Origin of the sequence: Leisingera coralii (genome assembly GCF_049056525.1) — a bacterium.
GTDB classification, from domain to species: Bacteria; Pseudomonadota; Alphaproteobacteria; order Rhodobacterales; family Rhodobacteraceae; genus Leisingera; species Leisingera coralii.
The window spans coordinates 1-14,806 of sequence record NZ_JBHUPT010000069.1 but is presented as its reverse complement, the minus strand read 5'-3'; the positions used below and the strand labels follow the sequence as shown (position 1 = coordinate 14,806).

The following is a 14,806-nucleotide window of genomic DNA, read 5'->3' as shown; positions in this document are numbered from 1 at the left end:
GGGTCTCCTTCAGGCGGCAGCGGCAGGGGAATAGGTGGCGACGAGCTCGCGTTTCAGCACCTTGCCGCTGGGGTTCAGCGGCAGGGAGTCGATGAACGTGATGCGTTTGGGCCGCTTATAAGGGGCGATATCGTCGCTGGCCTTGAAAAAGGCGTCGATGGCTTCAGCCGTCAGCCCGTCGTCCGAGCGGACCACGAAGGCGGTAACGATCTGGCCCCACTTCTCGTCCGGCAGGCCGGCAACCGCGGCCTCCCTCACGCCGGGGCAGCGATAGAGGATTTCCTCGACTTCGCGGGGATAGATGTTTTCGCCGCCCGAAACGATCATGTCATCGGCACGCCCGTGGAAATAATAGAACCCCTCGCCGTCCTTCGAGAACAGATCGCCAGTATAAATCCAGCCCGCCTTCAGCTTCTTTTGGGTCTCGAAGGGTTTGTTCCAGTACCCCTCCATCGCTTGCGGCCCGCGCACGATCAGCTGGCCGATCTCGCCCGGCGCAACGGTTTCGCTTGGCGGCACCTCGCGGGCCGGATCGTTGGCGATCACCCGGCATTCCGAAATCAGCGTCGGCTTGCCGCAGGAGCCGAGCTTGGCCAGCGCGTCCTCGGGGTGCAGTACCAGCGTCAGCGAGGCTTCGGTCATGCCGTAACCGTTGTAGATGTTCGGGCAGAACTCGCCGATCACCCGTTCCATCGTGGCCGAGGAAATCGCCGCGCCGCCGGTGGTGATCAGGCGCAGCTTCGACACGTCGTAATCCTTGAAGCGGGGATGGAACAGCATCTCCTGGATCTGCGTCGGCACGGCGAACAGCGTGGTGATCCGTTCGGACTGGAGAGTTTCCAGCGTCTTTTCCGCCTCGTACCGGCCGATCACCACATTGGTGCCGCCAACCATCAGGTGCGGCAGGAAATAGGCCTGCATGCCGCCGACGTGATAAAGCGGGGCGATATGCAGCGCGTTGTCGCGGTGCGACAGCGAGTATTCCATCACGCAGTTCATCGCGATGGCCATGTCGTTGGCATGGGTGTGGATCACGCCTTTCGGGCGGCCCGTCGTGCCCGAAGTATAGACCAGCGCCGAGATATCGGTGCTTTCCGGCGCCGGGCGCGGTTCGTCGCGGTCCACGGTCTGTTCCGCCAGCGTGTCGAAATGGTGGTGGCCTTCCGGAATATTCGCCACGTCATAGGCACAGCCGATGAAATCGTGGACCGACCGCACCTGGGCCGCGATCTTGAGCGCATTTTCGGTCAGGCTGCGGCCATAAACCAGCACTCGCGCACCGGAATCCTGGATCACATAGGCAGCCTCGCCCGGGCTCAGCCGGAAGTTAAGCGGCACCGCCACGGCACCGAGGAACTGGCAGGCGAAGTAGGTTGTGACCGAGTTTTCCGAGGTCGAGACGTAAAATGCCACGCGGTCGCCGGGGCGGACGCCGAGATCCGAAAGCGCCTGGGCAAAGCGGCGCACGCGCCCGAGCCATTCGGAATATGTCCAGCGGCGGTCTTCGTAGACCAGCGCGGTGTGGTTGGGATAGCGGTCGGCCGAAGCTTCCAAAAGACGGGCGATATGCATCGCTTTGGGTTCCTGGTGAGGTGAGTCAAAGGTTGGGTTTGATCGACGGCATTTCGCGCGCCGCGATCAGGTATTTGCACATTTCCGAAGAGCCGCCGACGATGGGCAGCGCGCGGGCGTCGCGGTAAAGCTGCTCGGCCTGGCCGTACTGGCGGGTCACGCCATCGCCGCCGAGGATCTGCACGGTGCGGTCGGTGCAGAACACCGCCGTCTCGGTTGCCACCAGCTTGGCCTGGCTGGCCTCGCGCATGAGGTCCTTGCCGCCAATTCCGCTGTCATACATCTTGGCCGCCCGCTGGGTCAGCAGTTCGGCTGCGTCGATGCGCCAGCTCATCTGCGCGATCATGTCCCAGATCAGCTGTTTCTGGCCCAGTTTCTGGCCAAAGCTCTCCCGCGTCTCGGCATGCTGCTTGGCAATGCCGAAGGCCGAGCGTGCAACGCCGAGGCCGGACCCGCCAAGGATCACCCGTTCGAAGTTGAAGGCGCCCAGCATGATGCGGAAACCGCCGTTGACCTCGCCCAGCAGGTAGTCTTCGGGCACGCGCACGCCGTCAAAGGCGACCTCGCCGACAACGCAGCCGCGCCGGCCCATGAAATCGTAGTTCCGCGGAAACGACAGTCCCGGCGTCCCGGCGGGCACCACGACAGCGCTCATCCCCTTTTGCGGCGCAACGCTGGAATCGGTGATGCCCCACACGATATAGACATCTGCCTTGGAGGCATTTGAGATGTAGCGCTTGAAGCCGTCAATCACCCATTCGCGGGTGGTCTCGTCAAAGCGGATCCGGGTTTCCATCCCGGCACTGTCCGAGCCGACATTGGGCTCGGTCATGCAGATCGACCCAACCGCGCGGCCCTCCAGGATCGGAGTCAGATACGCCTCGCGCGGACCGGGCTGCGCATGTGCGTGCAGCGGATAGGCGCAGGACAGCGCGGTGGCGATGGTGGTCTCGAATGCATAGTTCAGATACGCGGCTTCCTCGGACAGGATCGTCGCATGGGTGAGGCCCGGCTTCGGCAGCGGGCCGTCGTAAAGATCGGCAAACATCAGCTTCATGTAGCCGGCCTCGCCCAATGCGCGGACCACGGATTTCACCGCATCCCAGTCCTCGTCGCGTTCGATGGCATCGCAGCGCGGCGCCAGTTCGCGGGCCAGGAAACTGCGGATCTCGGCGCGGAAGGCGCGGTCTTCGTCGGTCAGAAAGAAATCGTGCATGTCAGGTATCCTCAGGCGTCGCGGCGGACGAAGTCCGGTATGCCAAGCTTGTCTATCAGGCGGGCAGTCTCGCGCTGGACCAGCGCGATATTGCTGTCCCGTACGGTCGGCAGCAGGTGGCGGGCGCGGCGCACGGCATCGTAGTCGAGTTCGGCGGTGATCAGCTCCTCGCCGGTGCCTGCCACCGCCAGCTCGCGCCCGAACGGATCGACGATGCGCGAGCCGCCCCAGAAGGTCAGGTCGCGCTCGGTGCCGGTGCGGTTCACCATGATTGCCGGCGCGCCGTACATCATCGCATTGAACCGCATGGTCAGCGCCCAGCCGCCGGGATTGTCGAAATCCGCACCCACCGCTTCGACGCCGGAACTGACCGGACAGATCAGCAGCGTCGCGCCATGCAGGAAGGCCAGATGCGTCAGTGCCGGGTTCCAGACATCGGCGCAGATCAGAAGACCGGCGCGCCAGTCCTCGTCCAGGCTGCAGGTCTCGACGAAACGGCCGGAAGCATAATGTTTGCCTTCCTCCAGCTTGCCGTAGGTCGGCAGGTTGATCTTGCGGTGCAGGTGGATCATGCGCCCGTTCTGCAGGATGGCGGCGGAGTTGTAGAACTGGGCCGCCGGGCCTTCTTCCATGAAGCCGACGACCAAGCGCATCTCACCGGCCTTCTCGGCCAGGCGGGTCAGCCGTTCGTCGCTGCGCCGCATCGCGCCGGTGAGCAGTTTCTCGGGGCCGTAGTGGCCGGTCAGCGACAGTTCGGGAAGAACCAGAAGGTCGAGGCCAGCTTCATGACCGCGCGCGATCCAGTCGAGGTGACGGTCCATGTTCGCGTCGACATCGCCGATTTCACTGGCAAACTGGGCGGCGCCGATTTTGAGAGTGCGTGCGGTCATGATGGTGGCCTTTCTTGCGGGGCTGGGGGGCGCCGGGACGCCCCCCGGGGAATGGCCTCAGATCAGGCCGTTCTCTTTCAGGAAGTCTGCGGCAACATTTTCGACCGAGACCTTTTCGACATCAACGCGGGCGTTGAGGCCGGCCATCACGTCGTCGTTCAGGATTGCCGCGACACCGTTCAGCAGCCCGGCCAGTTCGGGATGCGCGTCCAGCGCCTCCTGGCGGACTACCGGAGCCAGCGCATAGGCCGGGAAGTAGCCCTTGTCGTCCTGCAGCACCACGAAGTCGAAGGCGGGGATGCGGCCGTCGGTGGCGAAGACCAGGCCGACGTCGACCTGCGCGTCTTTCAGCGCTTGGTAGACCAGGCCGGTATCCATGCGCTTGACGTTGGCGCGGCCGAAGTCGAACCCATAAGCCTCCTGCAGCGGTTTCAGACCGTCGGGGCGGGCATAGAACTCGGCATTCGAACCCAGGGTCAGATCACTGCCGCTGTTCATGCGGGTGGCCAGATCGGTCAGCGACGCGATGCCCTTTTCCGCGGCATCCGCCCGGCGCATGGCCAGCGCATAGGTGTTGTTGGCCTTCGAGGCGTCCAGCCAGACCAGGCCTTTTTCGCCGTCAAGCTCTTTCACCTTGGCGTAGGTTTCGTCCGCGGTGAAGCTGCCTTCCACCTTGTTATAGGTGATCAGCGAAGTGCCGGTATATTCCCAGTAAACGTCGATCTGGCCGTTTTCCATCGCCTGGCGCACGGCGGCAGAGCCCATGCCGGCGCGGTTGTCGACGGTGTAGCCCTTGGCTTCCAGAAGCTGCTCGGTAATCGACGACAGCAATTGCTGCTCGGTGAAGTTCTTGCCGCCGACGACGATGTCAGCAGCTTGTGCGACCGTGGCAGCACCCAGGAGGGCAATGCCGGCAAAGGCGCATTTGAAGGTCTTGAGCATTGAGGGCGTCTCCTATCGTAAAGCCCAGTTGTCCGCTTTGGTTATCTCAGCGGGTTCACACCCTTGGGGATCAGGCGCAGCTGGCCTTGCCCCGTCAGGAAATCCACCAGCACCGCCAGCATCGCGGTCGGGATTGCCCCCGCCAGCAGCATGCCGGTGTCCATCAGGTCGATGCCGGTAAAGATCAGCTCGCCGAGACCGCCGCCGCCGATAAGGAAGGCCAGGGGCGTGGTGCCGACATTGATGGCAAGCGCGGTGCGCACGCCGGAAAAGATCACGTAGAGCGCATTTGGCAGCTCGACCCTCCAGAGGATCTGCGCCCCGGTCATGCCCATGCCGGTGGCGGCTTCTTTCAGGTGCGGCGGCACCGCCAGAAGCCCGGCATAGGTGTTGCGCACGATCGGCAGGAGCGAGGCAACGAACAGCCCGAAGAACGCCGGAGCGAAACCGATGCCGAGGATCGTCATCGACAGGGCGATCACCGCCAGCGTGGGGATCGTGGTGCCGATGTTGAACACCTGCATGATGGACTCGGCGTAGCGTTCCATTCTGGGCCGCGACAGCCAGATTCCGACCGGAATGCCGATTAGGATGGCCGCGCCGCCCGAGGCCGCCACAAGCACCATGTGCTGGCGGCTGAGAAAGACGATGTCTTCCCAATAGGCGGCGATCGGCTCGATCAGACCGGCCTGGGTGATCAAGATGCCCAGCAAGAAGGCCGCGATCAGGGAAAGCCCGGTCAGCGGGCTGTAAGTGCTGCGGGTCATTGCTCTCTCTTCCCGGGTCAGGCGGCCTCGGCCTGGCGATAGGTCTCGCCAAGCGCGCGGGTCACGGCGGGCTGCGTCACGGTGCCGGCAAAGCGGCCGTTGTCGTCGACGCAGGCCAGCCACATCGTGTCATTGGCAAACATCTCGGACACCACGGCGCGCAGGTCGGCCCGCACCGGCACCGTCGCCGGCAGCGGATGGGCGAAATCGGATGCCGTGCCGCTGGCGCCTTCGATCTCTTCGGCGGTCAGGTATCCGACGGGGCGGTGGTCGGCATCGATCACGACCGTAATGCGATGGCCCTTGGACCGCATCGCCGCCGCGGCATCGGACACCTTGCCATGGCGGGCAATGACCGGGGCACCGGTATCCGCAACCTCTTCGGCGGTCACCAGGCGCAGCCGTTTCAGGGTGCGGTCGGCACCGACGAAGTCCGCGACAAAGGCGTTGGCGGGATGCGCCAGGATCTTGTCGGGGCTGTCATACTGCTCGATCTTGCCGCCGCGGAAAATGGCGATCTTGTCACCCATCTTCACCGCTTCGTCGATGTCATGGCTGACGAACATGATGGTCTTCTTCAGCTCTGCCTGCATCTTCAGGAACTCGTCCTGAATGATTTCGCGGTTGATCGGGTCGATGGCGCCGAAAGGCTCGTCCATCAGCATCACCGGCGGATCGGCCGCCAGCGCCCGGATCACGCCGACGCGCTGCTGCTGCCCGCCCGAAAGCTCTTTCGGATAGCGGCGCAGGAACAGTTTCGGGTCGAGCCCGACGAGGTCGAGCAGATCGCTGGCGCGGGTTTTCGCCTTCTTCATGTCCCAGCCCAGAAGGCGCGGGACGACGCAGATGTTTTCCTCGATCGTCATGTTCGGGAACAGGCCGATCTGCTGGATGACGTAGCCGATATTGCGGCGCAGTTCGATGTCGTTGAGCTGCGACGTGTCTTCGCCGTTGATGAGGATCTTGCCGCTGGTCGGCGCGATCAGGCGGTTGATCATCTTCAGCGCGGTGGTTTTGCCGCAGCCCGAAGGGCCAAGGAGGATGCAGATCTCGCCGGCAGGGACTTCCATGGTTACGTTGTCTGCGGCGGTCACGAGCCCGTTCGGGGTCTCGAAGGTCTTGGTCAGGTTCTCAAGACGGATCATCGGTTGCTGTTCCTCATTCAGGGTGGCGCGTCAGCGGGTCAGGCCGGCAGGGGTCAGGCGTTTCTGCACAAGCAGCAGCACCCAGTCGGCCAGGATGGCGAGCAGCGAGACCGCAACCGCCCCGGCGATGAGCTGACGGGGGTCGGTCTGGGTGATGCCGCGTGAAATCAGAACGCCCAGACCGCCGGCCCCGATATAGGCCGCGATGGCCGCGACGCCGATGTTCATGACGACGGCGGTGCGCACGCCCGCCATGATGACCGGCACGGCAATCGGGATCTCGACCTGCCAGAGGCGCTGCAGCGGGGTCATGCCCATGCCGCGGGCGGCTTCGCGCAAGGCCGGATCGACGTTTGTGATGGCGGTATAGGTGTTGCGCACGATGGGCAGCTGCGAATAGAGCAGGATGGCGATGACTGCAGGCAGCCAGCCGATGCCCTGGCCGATCATCGACAAGAGCGGGATCATCAGGCCGAAAAGCGCAATCGACGGGATCGTCACGATGATCGAAGCGACATAGAGCACCGCATTGGCGGCCCGCCGGTTCTGGGTAATGGCAATGCCGATCGGAACCCCGGTCAGAATGGCCAGCCCGACAGCCACGGCCACGATCGAGATATGCTCGACCGCCATTTCCGCGATCACGGCCGCGTTGTTGATGACGAACTGGATCGCCTCCATGCGCTGTCCTTTCGAAGACCTTCTGGGAAAGGTGCACCGGGCGCCCCTTCGTTGGACAGTTATTAAACCGAAGCGTCTCGAAGGGTGTTACAGGGGGCCGCCAATGTTTTGCATTTTGCCGACAATCTTGTCCCGGTGCCGCCGGCGCACGGCCGAGGGACTTTCCCCAGCCCATCCTTTGAATCTGCGGCTGAAATGGGAAAGGCTTGAAAAGCCTAATTTTTCTGAAATCTCTTCAAGTGATTCCGTGGAGTTCAGCAACCACTTCTCAGCCGCTTTCAACCGGAGCTCCAGATAGAAGTCCGACGGTGACTTGCCGAATTCCGACAGGAACAGCCTCTCGAGCTGTCTTTCCGATACCCCGGCAATGCCTGCCACCTGGCCGATCTTCAGCGGGTCAGGCTTGTGCTCCTCCATCGCCCGGATTGCCGTGACGATGCGGCGGTCGGCGGTCTGGAAGCGCCAGCGCACGTCCTGGCGCTGCATCTCCGTGGAGGGGCGGACCGGTCCGTGCAGGAACTGGTCCGAGACATCTGCGGCCATCTCGGCGCCCTCGCGCCCGGCAATCAAGGCGAGCATCATGTCCATGGAAGCGGTGCCGCCAGCCGCCGTCAGGACTCCCTTGTCCGAGCAATAGATGTCAGCCGACACATCGAGGTCGGGAAACTCCTCGGCCAGGAGCCGCTGCGTTTCCCAATGGATGGTCACCCGGCGGCCGCTCAATACGCCGGCACGCGCCAGCAGCAGCGTGCCGTTGGAAACCGCGCCGATCTGCCGCCGCTCCGCGCGCAGGCGCCGAAGCGAGCGAAAGAGAGCAGGGTTGAAATATCTCTCGGCATCGTAGCTCGCAACCACGACCGTCAGGTCGGCACGCGGAAAGTGCGCTGCATCCGCTGTCGCCGAGACTTCCAGACCATTGCTTGCCGCCACCTGCCCCACCGTGTCTGCAGCGACCGACCAGACATACCGGTCCTCGCCGGTCAGCCGGTTTACGGCGCGCAACGGCTCGATCGCCGAACTCAGGGCCATCAGAGAGAACCCCGGCACCACAAAAAACAGCACATGGAATGCCGTTTCTTCCTGCTCAGGCCGAGCAGATACAGACTGTATATCTCGCGTCGAATTGACCATGCCGAAGTGTTCTATGCTTCGGCGAGGCCAGTCAATGCAATCCTGACGGGCCCGTTGCATTGACCTCCGGGATGCCAGAAGCGCCGCTGGCCCAAATCTTGGAGACAGCCATGGCCCGGCGCAAACCATTCAGGCGCAATCGCTTTCCGCACGGGGTCCTCCCGCCGGCGGCGCCCTGCGGCAGCCGCCTGAACTGCGCTCCGGGGAGCATCGGATCCGGCGGGAGGAAAGACCGTCAGCATTGCGCCGCCGGTGAACTTGGGAACCCGCCGCCCTGACTGATCGCATCGCATTCCCGTTCAGCCTCGCAGATGCAATTGACGTGCCAATTGGAGCCAGATTGGCACAGGCAAGCATCAACCGGCCCTTTCGTCAGGAGCCCCGGCCGCTCATGTGAGTTCAGCAAGTTCCCTGGCAGCCTTCTGCAGCGACGGAAGGAAGCCGATCAGGTCCTGCAGGCTGCGGCGCTGCACCGGGGCATGGACCGAGAGCGTGGCCATCAGCCTCTTGCGCGCGTCCCGCACAGGGACCGCGACGGCGACCATGCCGGCGATGAACTCCTCCTCATCGGTGGAATAGCCGCGGCTGGCGATGGCTTCCAATTCGGCGCTGATCGCATCCGGGTCGGTGCAGGTCTTGCTTGTTAACGCCTCCAGCGGCCGGGCGCGCAGAACGGGCACCAGCGTGCTGGGCTTCAGGGTCGATAGATACATCTTGCCGCTGGCAGTGCAATGAAACGGCACCTGAGTGCCAATCGGCAGCTGGATACGCAGCGGCCATTTGGTTTCCACCCGGTCCAGATAGATCATCCCCTCGCGGTCGGGGGTGGCAAGGTTGCACGTCTCGCCCAGCTCCTCGGCGACGCTCTTGAGGATGCTGAGGCGGGCGGTGCGCAGGTGCTCCGACGACATGGTGTTGAGCGCCAGCTTGCGCAGGCGCGGGCCGGGCCCATAGGCCCGCCCGTCGAGGTCACGCTGCAGGAAACCCTCAGCCTCAGCCGTCTGCATCAGCCGGTGCACGGTGGGCTTGGGCAAGCCCATCGCCTCGATCATCTCGGTCGGCTTCACCGCAACGCCGCGGCGGGCGACCTCCTCCAGCAGCACCAGCAGCCGCAGGTTGGTGGGGATCTGCCCCTCTTTCTTGTCCGGCGCATCCGCTGCCATCGCCGCCTCGTCGCTACTTGTTGGGCAGCAGCACCAGCGCGAAATCAGGCACCAGCGAGACCAGCACCCAGACCCCGATCAGGGCTGCAAGGTAAGGCACCGTATAGCGGAGCAGACGGAAATACGGAACACCGGTCACACCCGAAGCGACATAGAGATTCAGCCCGTAGGGCGGGGTGATGAAGCCGATGGAGGCGCCGACCAGGAAGATCACCGAGAAGTGGATCGGATCGACCCCGACGGAGGCCGCGATGGGCGCCAGGATCGGCGCCAGGATGATGGTCACCGGCAGGCTTTCCAGCACCATGCCGGAGAAGAACACGATCACCATCGAGGTGAACAGAACCGCGTGGTAGCCGCCCATCGAGGTGACAAACCCGCCGATCGCCTGCTGCGCCCCGAGGAGCGACAGGATCTGCTGCATCACCACGGAAATCGCGATCAGCGGCGCCAGGATGCCGGTGATCTGGGCCGAGCGCACCACGATGCCGGGGATCTGCGGGATGGTGAAGCCCTCGACCACCAGCATTTCGGCATAGGATTTCTCCTCCCAGGTCTTGTCACTGCTGGCGCCGGTGATCTTGGTCACCACCCAGGACAGCACGCCCGCGATGACGCAGAAGCCGACGGTCACGCCCGCCGCCTCGGTGGGGGAGAACTTGCCGGTATAGATGCCCCACAGCACCAGCCCGATGGCAAAGAAGCCGAGCCAGGCGCCGAAGGCGGTTTTCAGCACCCGGTTCAGCTGCAGGGGGATCAGGAAGCCCCAGCCGTTCTTGCGGCAGATGATCCAGCAGGCCAGCTGCATGCCGATGACCATCATCGCGCCGGGCAGGATGCCTGCGACAAACAGGTCCGAGATCGGCAGGTTCATCAGGAACCCGTAGACGATAAAGATGATCGACGGCGGGATGATGATGCCGACGGTGCCGCCCGCAGCGGCGGTGGCGGCAGAGAAGCGCTCGTCATAGCCGCCCTTGACCATTTCCGGGTGCAGCATCGAGCCGATGGTGGCCGTTGTCGCCGAGTTAGAGCCTGAAATGGCGGCAAACAGCCCGCAGGCGCCGAGCGAGGCCATCGCCAGCCCGCCGCGCATCCAGCCCAGGCAGGCATAGGCGAAATCGCTCAGGCGGCGGGCGATGCCCGACTGGTTGATCAGGTCGCCGGTCAGGATGAACAGCGGCATCGCCAGCAGCGCAAAGCCCTTGTTGAACACATTCAAGAGCTCCGCCCCCATGTTGTCGAGTGTCAGCCCCAGCACGAAGGAGCAGCCGATCACCCAATAGCCGATGACCAGCAGCACCGGCACGCCCAGCATGAACAGGAAGGTGACCCCTAACGAGATCAGCGTGACCCAGGTTCCCGTATCCATTACACGTCTCCTCCGATCACGGCCTGTTTGATCAGCGGCGCACCGCTGCGGTAGTTGCGGATGTCATCGCCCAGATTCTCGAACACCCGGGCGATCATCAGGACAAAGGACATCGGTGCGGTGATCAGGAACCACCATTGCAGCACGCTGTCGGTGCCCAGAACGATCTGGAAATTGGAGGCCGACAGTGCGGTCAGCCGGGCGGTGGTGACAAAGACGATCACTGCAAAAACGAACCACAGGACCGCATCCAGGGTAAGGCAGGCCATCTGGGCCCAGCGGGGCATAACCGTACGGAACTCGGCAAAGCTCAGATGCGTACGCAGCCGCACGTTGAAGGCGGCCCCGAACCAGGCCATCACCATGAACAGCAGGGGCGGAATGGTAGTGGACCAGGGCTGCTGGTTCTTGAACACAAAGCGGTCGATCACCCCCCAGAAGATGATGAAGGCAATCGCCAGGTAGCTCCACACCATGATGGTGCGTTCCAGGTGCCGGTCCAGCAGCGGCACCAGCCGGTAGAGCAGCATCACCAGCCCCCCGCCGAGCGCGGCGGCGGCGGTGCCCAGCACCCAGGCGGCATTGCTTTCCAGGGCATTGCGGATCTCCCAACTGTCCTGGGATGCGAAGGCGCTTAAGATCGCGCCGATTTCCGGCCAAAGTTGCATCTGTTCCTCCCCTCATTGCCCCGTGATCCTGCCGGATCCTTCCGGGCAAACAAGGCCGGCGCAGTCCGGCGCCGGCCCACTGCTCGCAGTTTGGGCCTCTGTCAGCCCTTCCACCAGCGGCGCGGTTCCACGTTCTCGGGCTTCATGTCTTTGTCGACTTCGCGCGCGATGGTGTAGATTTCCTGATAGGTGTCGATGCCGCCAGCCCATTTGTTCAGGCGGTCGCGCCACTGTTCCCACAGCTGCGGCTGGAACTCGGGCGAGCACATTTCCTCGGCCATGCGGATTTCGCTGTCCGGCAGGAAGGCCGGGCGGACGCCATGTTCCGCAAACACCGTGCCCGGAAGCTGCGGGTCGGAGAAGCCGACGGTCTTGACCAGCGCCGCCTCGTTTGCCGCCTGCACATGGGCCTGCGCCCAATAAGCACTCTCCATCACCGCGTCCTGCAGATAGCCTTCGAGGCCGTCAAAGACCTTGGCCGACATCGAGGTGTGCTCGGTGCCGCAGAAGAACTTGAGGTCGACCGACTGCGAGACCACCGGCGCCATGTTGGCATAGGCCACCGCGGAGGCCCAGGTTTCGGCACCGTCGATCAGGCCCTGCTTCAGCCCGTCGAGGGTCTCTTCCCAGGCCACCGGCACCGGGTTCAGGTTCAGCGCGTTCATCGCGATCCGGCCCAGCTGGGTGCCGGTGACACGGTTCTTGGTGCCGAACAGCTGCTCCAGCTTGGTGATGGTCGGCTGGTCCTTGTATTTCAGGCCCAGCTGGATGCCCCGCAGCTCGCAGTGGCTGAACAGGAATTTCAGCCCGTGCCGCTTCTCCAGCGGGTCGCGCAGGATCTCCTGGCTCTTGGGGTGATAGAGGAAGTGGTACTGGGACGCCCGGCCGGGGAACATGAAGGCATAGTCCAGCACGTTCAGGTAAGGTGCGCCGCCGGCCGAATTCTGGGTCGAGGCCGCGTAGATGTCGACAATGCCCTGCTGAGTTTTCTCGACGCAGCTGAGCTGGCCGCAGATCTGGTTGTCGCCGATGAACTCGATGCGGATCTCGCCGTCGGTGCGGGCCTCGAGGTCCCGGGCAAACTCCAGCGCCCCTGCCCGTTCGATCAGCAGATTGCGCGCGTTGAAGCCCGAGGCGCCGAACTTCAGCGTGTGCTTGGCGGGCTTGGCAAAGCGCTTCTCATAGGTCGATTCCGCAGCCGAAGCGAGGTTCGCCAGGCTCATTGCCCCGCCGAAACTGCCCGCAGCCAGCAAGGTCGAACTCATCCCGTAAGTCCCTGCCACACGGAACAGATCCCGCCGTGATATGCGGTTCAATTTGTTAGTCAGCCCCATAATTCTCCTCCCTAGACTTCATTATTGAGACGTTTCGTATCAAAAATAGCTAGCTTATTTCATCCATTCTGTATAGAAGTTTTTTCAACACAGGGCGGAGAGAAGGTCGTGGAAGCAGATTTCATTGTCATCGGAGCAGGCTCGTCGGGCTGCGTCATTGCCAACCGGCTGAGCGCAAATCCACAGAACAAGGTGGTGCTGCTGGAGGCAGGCGGACGGGACATAAACCCGTGGATCCACATCCCGGTTGGCTACTTCAAGACGATCCACAACCCCTCGGTCGACTGGTGCTACAAGACCGAACCGGATCCGGGCCTGAACGGCCGCTCGATCGAATGGCCCCGCGGCAAGGTGCTGGGCGGCTCGTCCTCGCTGAACGGCCTCCTGTATGTGCGCGGCCAGCCGCAGGACTATGACCGCTGGCGCCAGATGGGCAATGCCGGCTGGGGCTGGGAGGATGTCCTGCCGCTGTTCAAACGCTCCGAGAACAACGAGCGCGGCGAAGATGAATTTCACGGCACCGGCGGCCCGCTGTCGGTCTCCAACATGCGCATCCAGCGCCCCATAACGGATGCCTGGGTCGCCGCGGCGCAGGCGGCAGGCTATCCGTTCAACCCGGATTACAACGGCGCCACCCAGGAAGGTGTCGGTTTCTTCCAGCTCACGTCAAGGAAAGGCCGCCGCTGCAGCGCCGCCGTGGCCTTTCTGAATCCGGTGAAGAACCGCAAGAATCTGCAGATCATCACCCGTGCGATGGTGCAGAAGGTCGACATTCAGGAGGGCCGCGCCGTGGCGGTTCTGTACAAGGACCGGTCGGGGCAGATCCAGCGTATCACCGCGCGGCGCGAGATCGTGCTGTCGGGCGGTGCCATCAACTCGCCCCAGATCCTGATGATGTCGGGCATTGGCGAGGCGGCACAGCTTGCCGAACACGGCATCGAGGTCAAAAAGAACCTCTATGGCGTCGGCAAGAACATGCAGGACCACCTGCAGGCGCGGCTGGTCTACAAATGCAATGAGCCGACACTGAACGACGAGGTCCGCACCCTGTTCGGCCAGGCCAAGATCGGCCTGAAATATGCGCTGTTCCGGGCCGGTCCGATGACCATGGCCGCGAGCCTGGCCACCGGTTTCATGAAGACCCGCGACGACCTGGAAACCCCGGACATCCAATTCCACGTGCAGCCGCTGTCGGCCGAGAACCCGGGCAAGGGGGCCGATCCCTTCTCGGCCTTCACCATGTCGGTCTGCCAGCTGCGCCCCGAAAGCAAGGGCGAGATCCGGATCGTGTCCGGCGATCCGAATACCTATCCCAAGATCATTCCGAACTACCTGTCGGCCGAGACTGACTGCCAGACCCTCGTGGCCGGGGTGAACATCGCCCGCAAGATCGCCCGCCACGCGCCGCTGACCTCGAAGATCTCCGAGGAGTTCCGCCCCAGTGCGGATCTGCCGATGGACGATTACGAGGCAACGCTGGACTGGGCACGCAGCAACACCGCGTCGATCTATCACCCCACCGGCACCTGCAAGATGGGACAGGGCGGCGACGCGGTGGTCGATGCGGAACTCCGCGTGCATGGCATTCGGGGCCTGCGGGTGGCCGACTGCTCGATCATGCCGGAAATCGTGTCGGGCAACACCAACGCGCCTGCGATCATGATCGGCGAAAAGGCCAGCGATTTGATCACCGGCTGATCAATTCCCCCCGTGTTTGCTCCGGCTCTCACTCCAAACCAAAGCTTTGTTCCAAAGGAGAACCCGCCATGAAAATGACCACCGAAGAAGCCTTTGTGAAAACGCTGCAGATGCATGGCATCCAGCACGCGTTTGGCATCATCGGCTCGGCAATGATGCCGATTTCCGACATCTTCCCCGCCGCAGGCATCACCTTCTGGGACTGCGCCCACGAAGGCTCCGGCGGC

14 protein-coding genes are annotated in these 14,806 nt (G+C 63.4%); 2 read left to right on the top strand and 12 right to left on the bottom strand.

Annotation, left to right across the window (positions count from 1 at the left end; translation table 11 throughout):
* Nucleotides 1-9: 9 nt before the first annotated feature.
* The 12 genes from ACFMBG_RS19885 to ACFMBG_RS19830 form a co-directional block, all read right to left on the bottom strand.
* Nucleotides 10-1,572, bottom strand: a complete 1,563-nt coding sequence (locus ACFMBG_RS19885; protein WP_421056415.1) for a class I adenylate-forming enzyme family protein — start codon at nt 1,570-1,572, stop codon at nt 10-12.
* Nucleotides 1,573-1,597: 25 nt separating this feature from the next.
* A complete protein-coding gene (locus tag ACFMBG_RS19880; RefSeq protein WP_421056414.1) occupies nt 1,598-2,788 on the bottom strand; it encodes an acyl-CoA dehydrogenase family protein in 1,191 nt (396 codons plus the stop codon).
* A gap of 11 nt (nt 2,789-2,799) precedes the next feature.
* Nucleotides 2,800-3,678, bottom strand: coding sequence for a nitrilase-related carbon-nitrogen hydrolase (locus tag ACFMBG_RS19875; protein WP_421056413.1), 879 nt, complete (start codon nt 3,676-3,678; stop codon nt 2,800-2,802).
* 57 nt (nt 3,679-3,735) lie between these two features.
* Nucleotides 3,736-4,620 carry a glycine betaine ABC transporter substrate-binding protein gene (locus ACFMBG_RS19870; RefSeq protein ID WP_421056412.1) on the bottom strand — a complete coding sequence of 295 codons (885 nt, stop codon included), beginning with the start codon at nt 4,618-4,620 and terminating at the stop codon, nt 3,736-3,738.
* A 41-nt stretch (nt 4,621-4,661) separates the two neighbouring features.
* Nucleotides 4,662-5,387 carry an ABC transporter permease gene (locus tag ACFMBG_RS19865; protein ID WP_421056411.1) on the bottom strand — a complete coding sequence of 242 codons (726 nt, stop codon included), beginning with the start codon at nt 5,385-5,387 and terminating at the stop codon, nt 4,662-4,664.
* 17 nt (nt 5,388-5,404) lie between these two features.
* Nucleotides 5,405-6,532: an ABC transporter ATP-binding protein gene (locus ACFMBG_RS19860; RefSeq protein ID WP_421056410.1), complete on the bottom strand. Its 1,128-nt coding sequence runs from the start codon at nt 6,530-6,532 to the stop codon at nt 5,405-5,407.
* A 30-nt stretch (nt 6,533-6,562) separates the two neighbouring features.
* Entirely contained in the window at nt 6,563-7,213 is a 651-nt protein-coding gene (locus ACFMBG_RS19855) for an ABC transporter permease (RefSeq protein WP_421056409.1), read from the bottom strand.
* 87 nt (nt 7,214-7,300) lie between these two features.
* The gene (locus ACFMBG_RS19850; protein ID WP_421056408.1) at nt 7,301-8,344 is read right to left on the bottom strand and encodes a GlxA family transcriptional regulator; all 1,044 of its coding nucleotides are present in this window, start codon (nt 8,342-8,344) and stop codon (nt 7,301-7,303) included.
* 389 nt (nt 8,345-8,733) lie between these two features.
* The gene (locus ACFMBG_RS19845) at nt 8,734-9,507 is read right to left on the bottom strand and encodes an IclR family transcriptional regulator (RefSeq protein ID WP_421056407.1); all 774 of its coding nucleotides are present in this window, start codon (nt 9,505-9,507) and stop codon (nt 8,734-8,736) included.
* Nucleotides 9,508-9,520: 13 nt separating this feature from the next.
* Nucleotides 9,521-10,879, bottom strand: coding sequence for a TRAP transporter large permease (locus ACFMBG_RS19840; protein ID WP_421056406.1), 1,359 nt, complete (start codon nt 10,877-10,879; stop codon nt 9,521-9,523).
* Nucleotides 10,879-11,547: a TRAP transporter small permease gene (locus ACFMBG_RS19835; RefSeq protein ID WP_421056405.1), complete on the bottom strand. Its 669-nt coding sequence runs from the start codon at nt 11,545-11,547 to the stop codon at nt 10,879-10,881. Before ACFMBG_RS19835 ends, ACFMBG_RS19840 begins: the two co-directional genes overlap by 1 nt.
* Before the next feature lie 101 nt (nt 11,548-11,648).
* Nucleotides 11,649-12,881: a TRAP transporter substrate-binding protein gene (locus ACFMBG_RS19830; RefSeq protein WP_421056404.1), complete on the bottom strand. Its 1,233-nt coding sequence runs from the start codon at nt 12,879-12,881 to the stop codon at nt 11,649-11,651.
* A 108-nt stretch (nt 12,882-12,989) separates the two neighbouring features.
* On the opposite strand from ACFMBG_RS19830, the gene ACFMBG_RS19825 reads away from it, so the two are divergent.
* Together ACFMBG_RS19825 and ACFMBG_RS19820 are read left to right on the top strand one after the other, a co-directional pair.
* Nucleotides 12,990-14,579, top strand: a complete 1,590-nt coding sequence (locus ACFMBG_RS19825; protein ID WP_421056403.1) for a GMC family oxidoreductase — start codon at nt 12,990-12,992, stop codon at nt 14,577-14,579.
* 68 nt (nt 14,580-14,647) lie between these two features.
* The coding region (locus ACFMBG_RS19820) for a thiamine pyrophosphate-binding protein (RefSeq protein ID WP_421056458.1) at nt 14,648-14,806 on the top strand (159 nt) is incomplete at its 3' end.

What these genes read in the sequence shown, in the direction of transcription:
- ACFMBG_RS19830 (WP_421056404.1), bottom strand. Translation starts at nt 12,881, where the DNA reads ATGGGGCTGACTAACAAATTGAACCGCATATCACGGCGGGATCTGTTC.
- ACFMBG_RS19865 (WP_421056411.1), bottom strand. Translation starts at nt 5,387, where the DNA reads ATGACCCGCAGCACTTACAGCCCGCTGACCGGGCTTTCCCTGATCGCG.
- ACFMBG_RS19875 (WP_421056413.1), bottom strand. Translation starts at nt 3,678, where the DNA reads ATGACCGCACGCACTCTCAAAATCGGCGCCGCCCAGTTTGCCAGTGAA.
- ACFMBG_RS19860 (WP_421056410.1), bottom strand. Translation starts at nt 6,532, where the DNA reads ATGATCCGTCTTGAGAACCTGACCAAGACCTTCGAGACCCCGAACGGG.
- ACFMBG_RS19885 (WP_421056415.1), bottom strand. Translation starts at nt 1,572, where the DNA reads ATGCATATCGCCCGTCTTTTGGAAGCTTCGGCCGACCGCTATCCCAAC.
- ACFMBG_RS19870 (WP_421056412.1), bottom strand. Translation starts at nt 4,620, where the DNA reads ATGCTCAAGACCTTCAAATGCGCCTTTGCCGGCATTGCCCTCCTGGGT.
- ACFMBG_RS19880 (WP_421056414.1), bottom strand. Translation starts at nt 2,788, where the DNA reads ATGCACGATTTCTTTCTGACCGACGAAGACCGCGCCTTCCGCGCCGAG.
- ACFMBG_RS19855 (WP_421056409.1), bottom strand. Translation starts at nt 7,213, where the DNA reads ATGGAGGCGATCCAGTTCGTCATCAACAACGCGGCCGTGATCGCGGAA.
- ACFMBG_RS19850 (WP_421056408.1), bottom strand. Translation starts at nt 8,344, where the DNA reads ATGGTCAATTCGACGCGAGATATACAGTCTGTATCTGCTCGGCCTGAG.
- ACFMBG_RS19835 (WP_421056405.1), bottom strand. Translation starts at nt 11,547, where the DNA reads ATGCAACTTTGGCCGGAAATCGGCGCGATCTTAAGCGCCTTCGCATCC.
- ACFMBG_RS19840 (WP_421056406.1), bottom strand. Translation starts at nt 10,879, where the DNA reads ATGGATACGGGAACCTGGGTCACGCTGATCTCGTTAGGGGTCACCTTC.
- ACFMBG_RS19845 (WP_421056407.1), bottom strand. Translation starts at nt 9,507, where the DNA reads ATGGCAGCGGATGCGCCGGACAAGAAAGAGGGGCAGATCCCCACCAAC.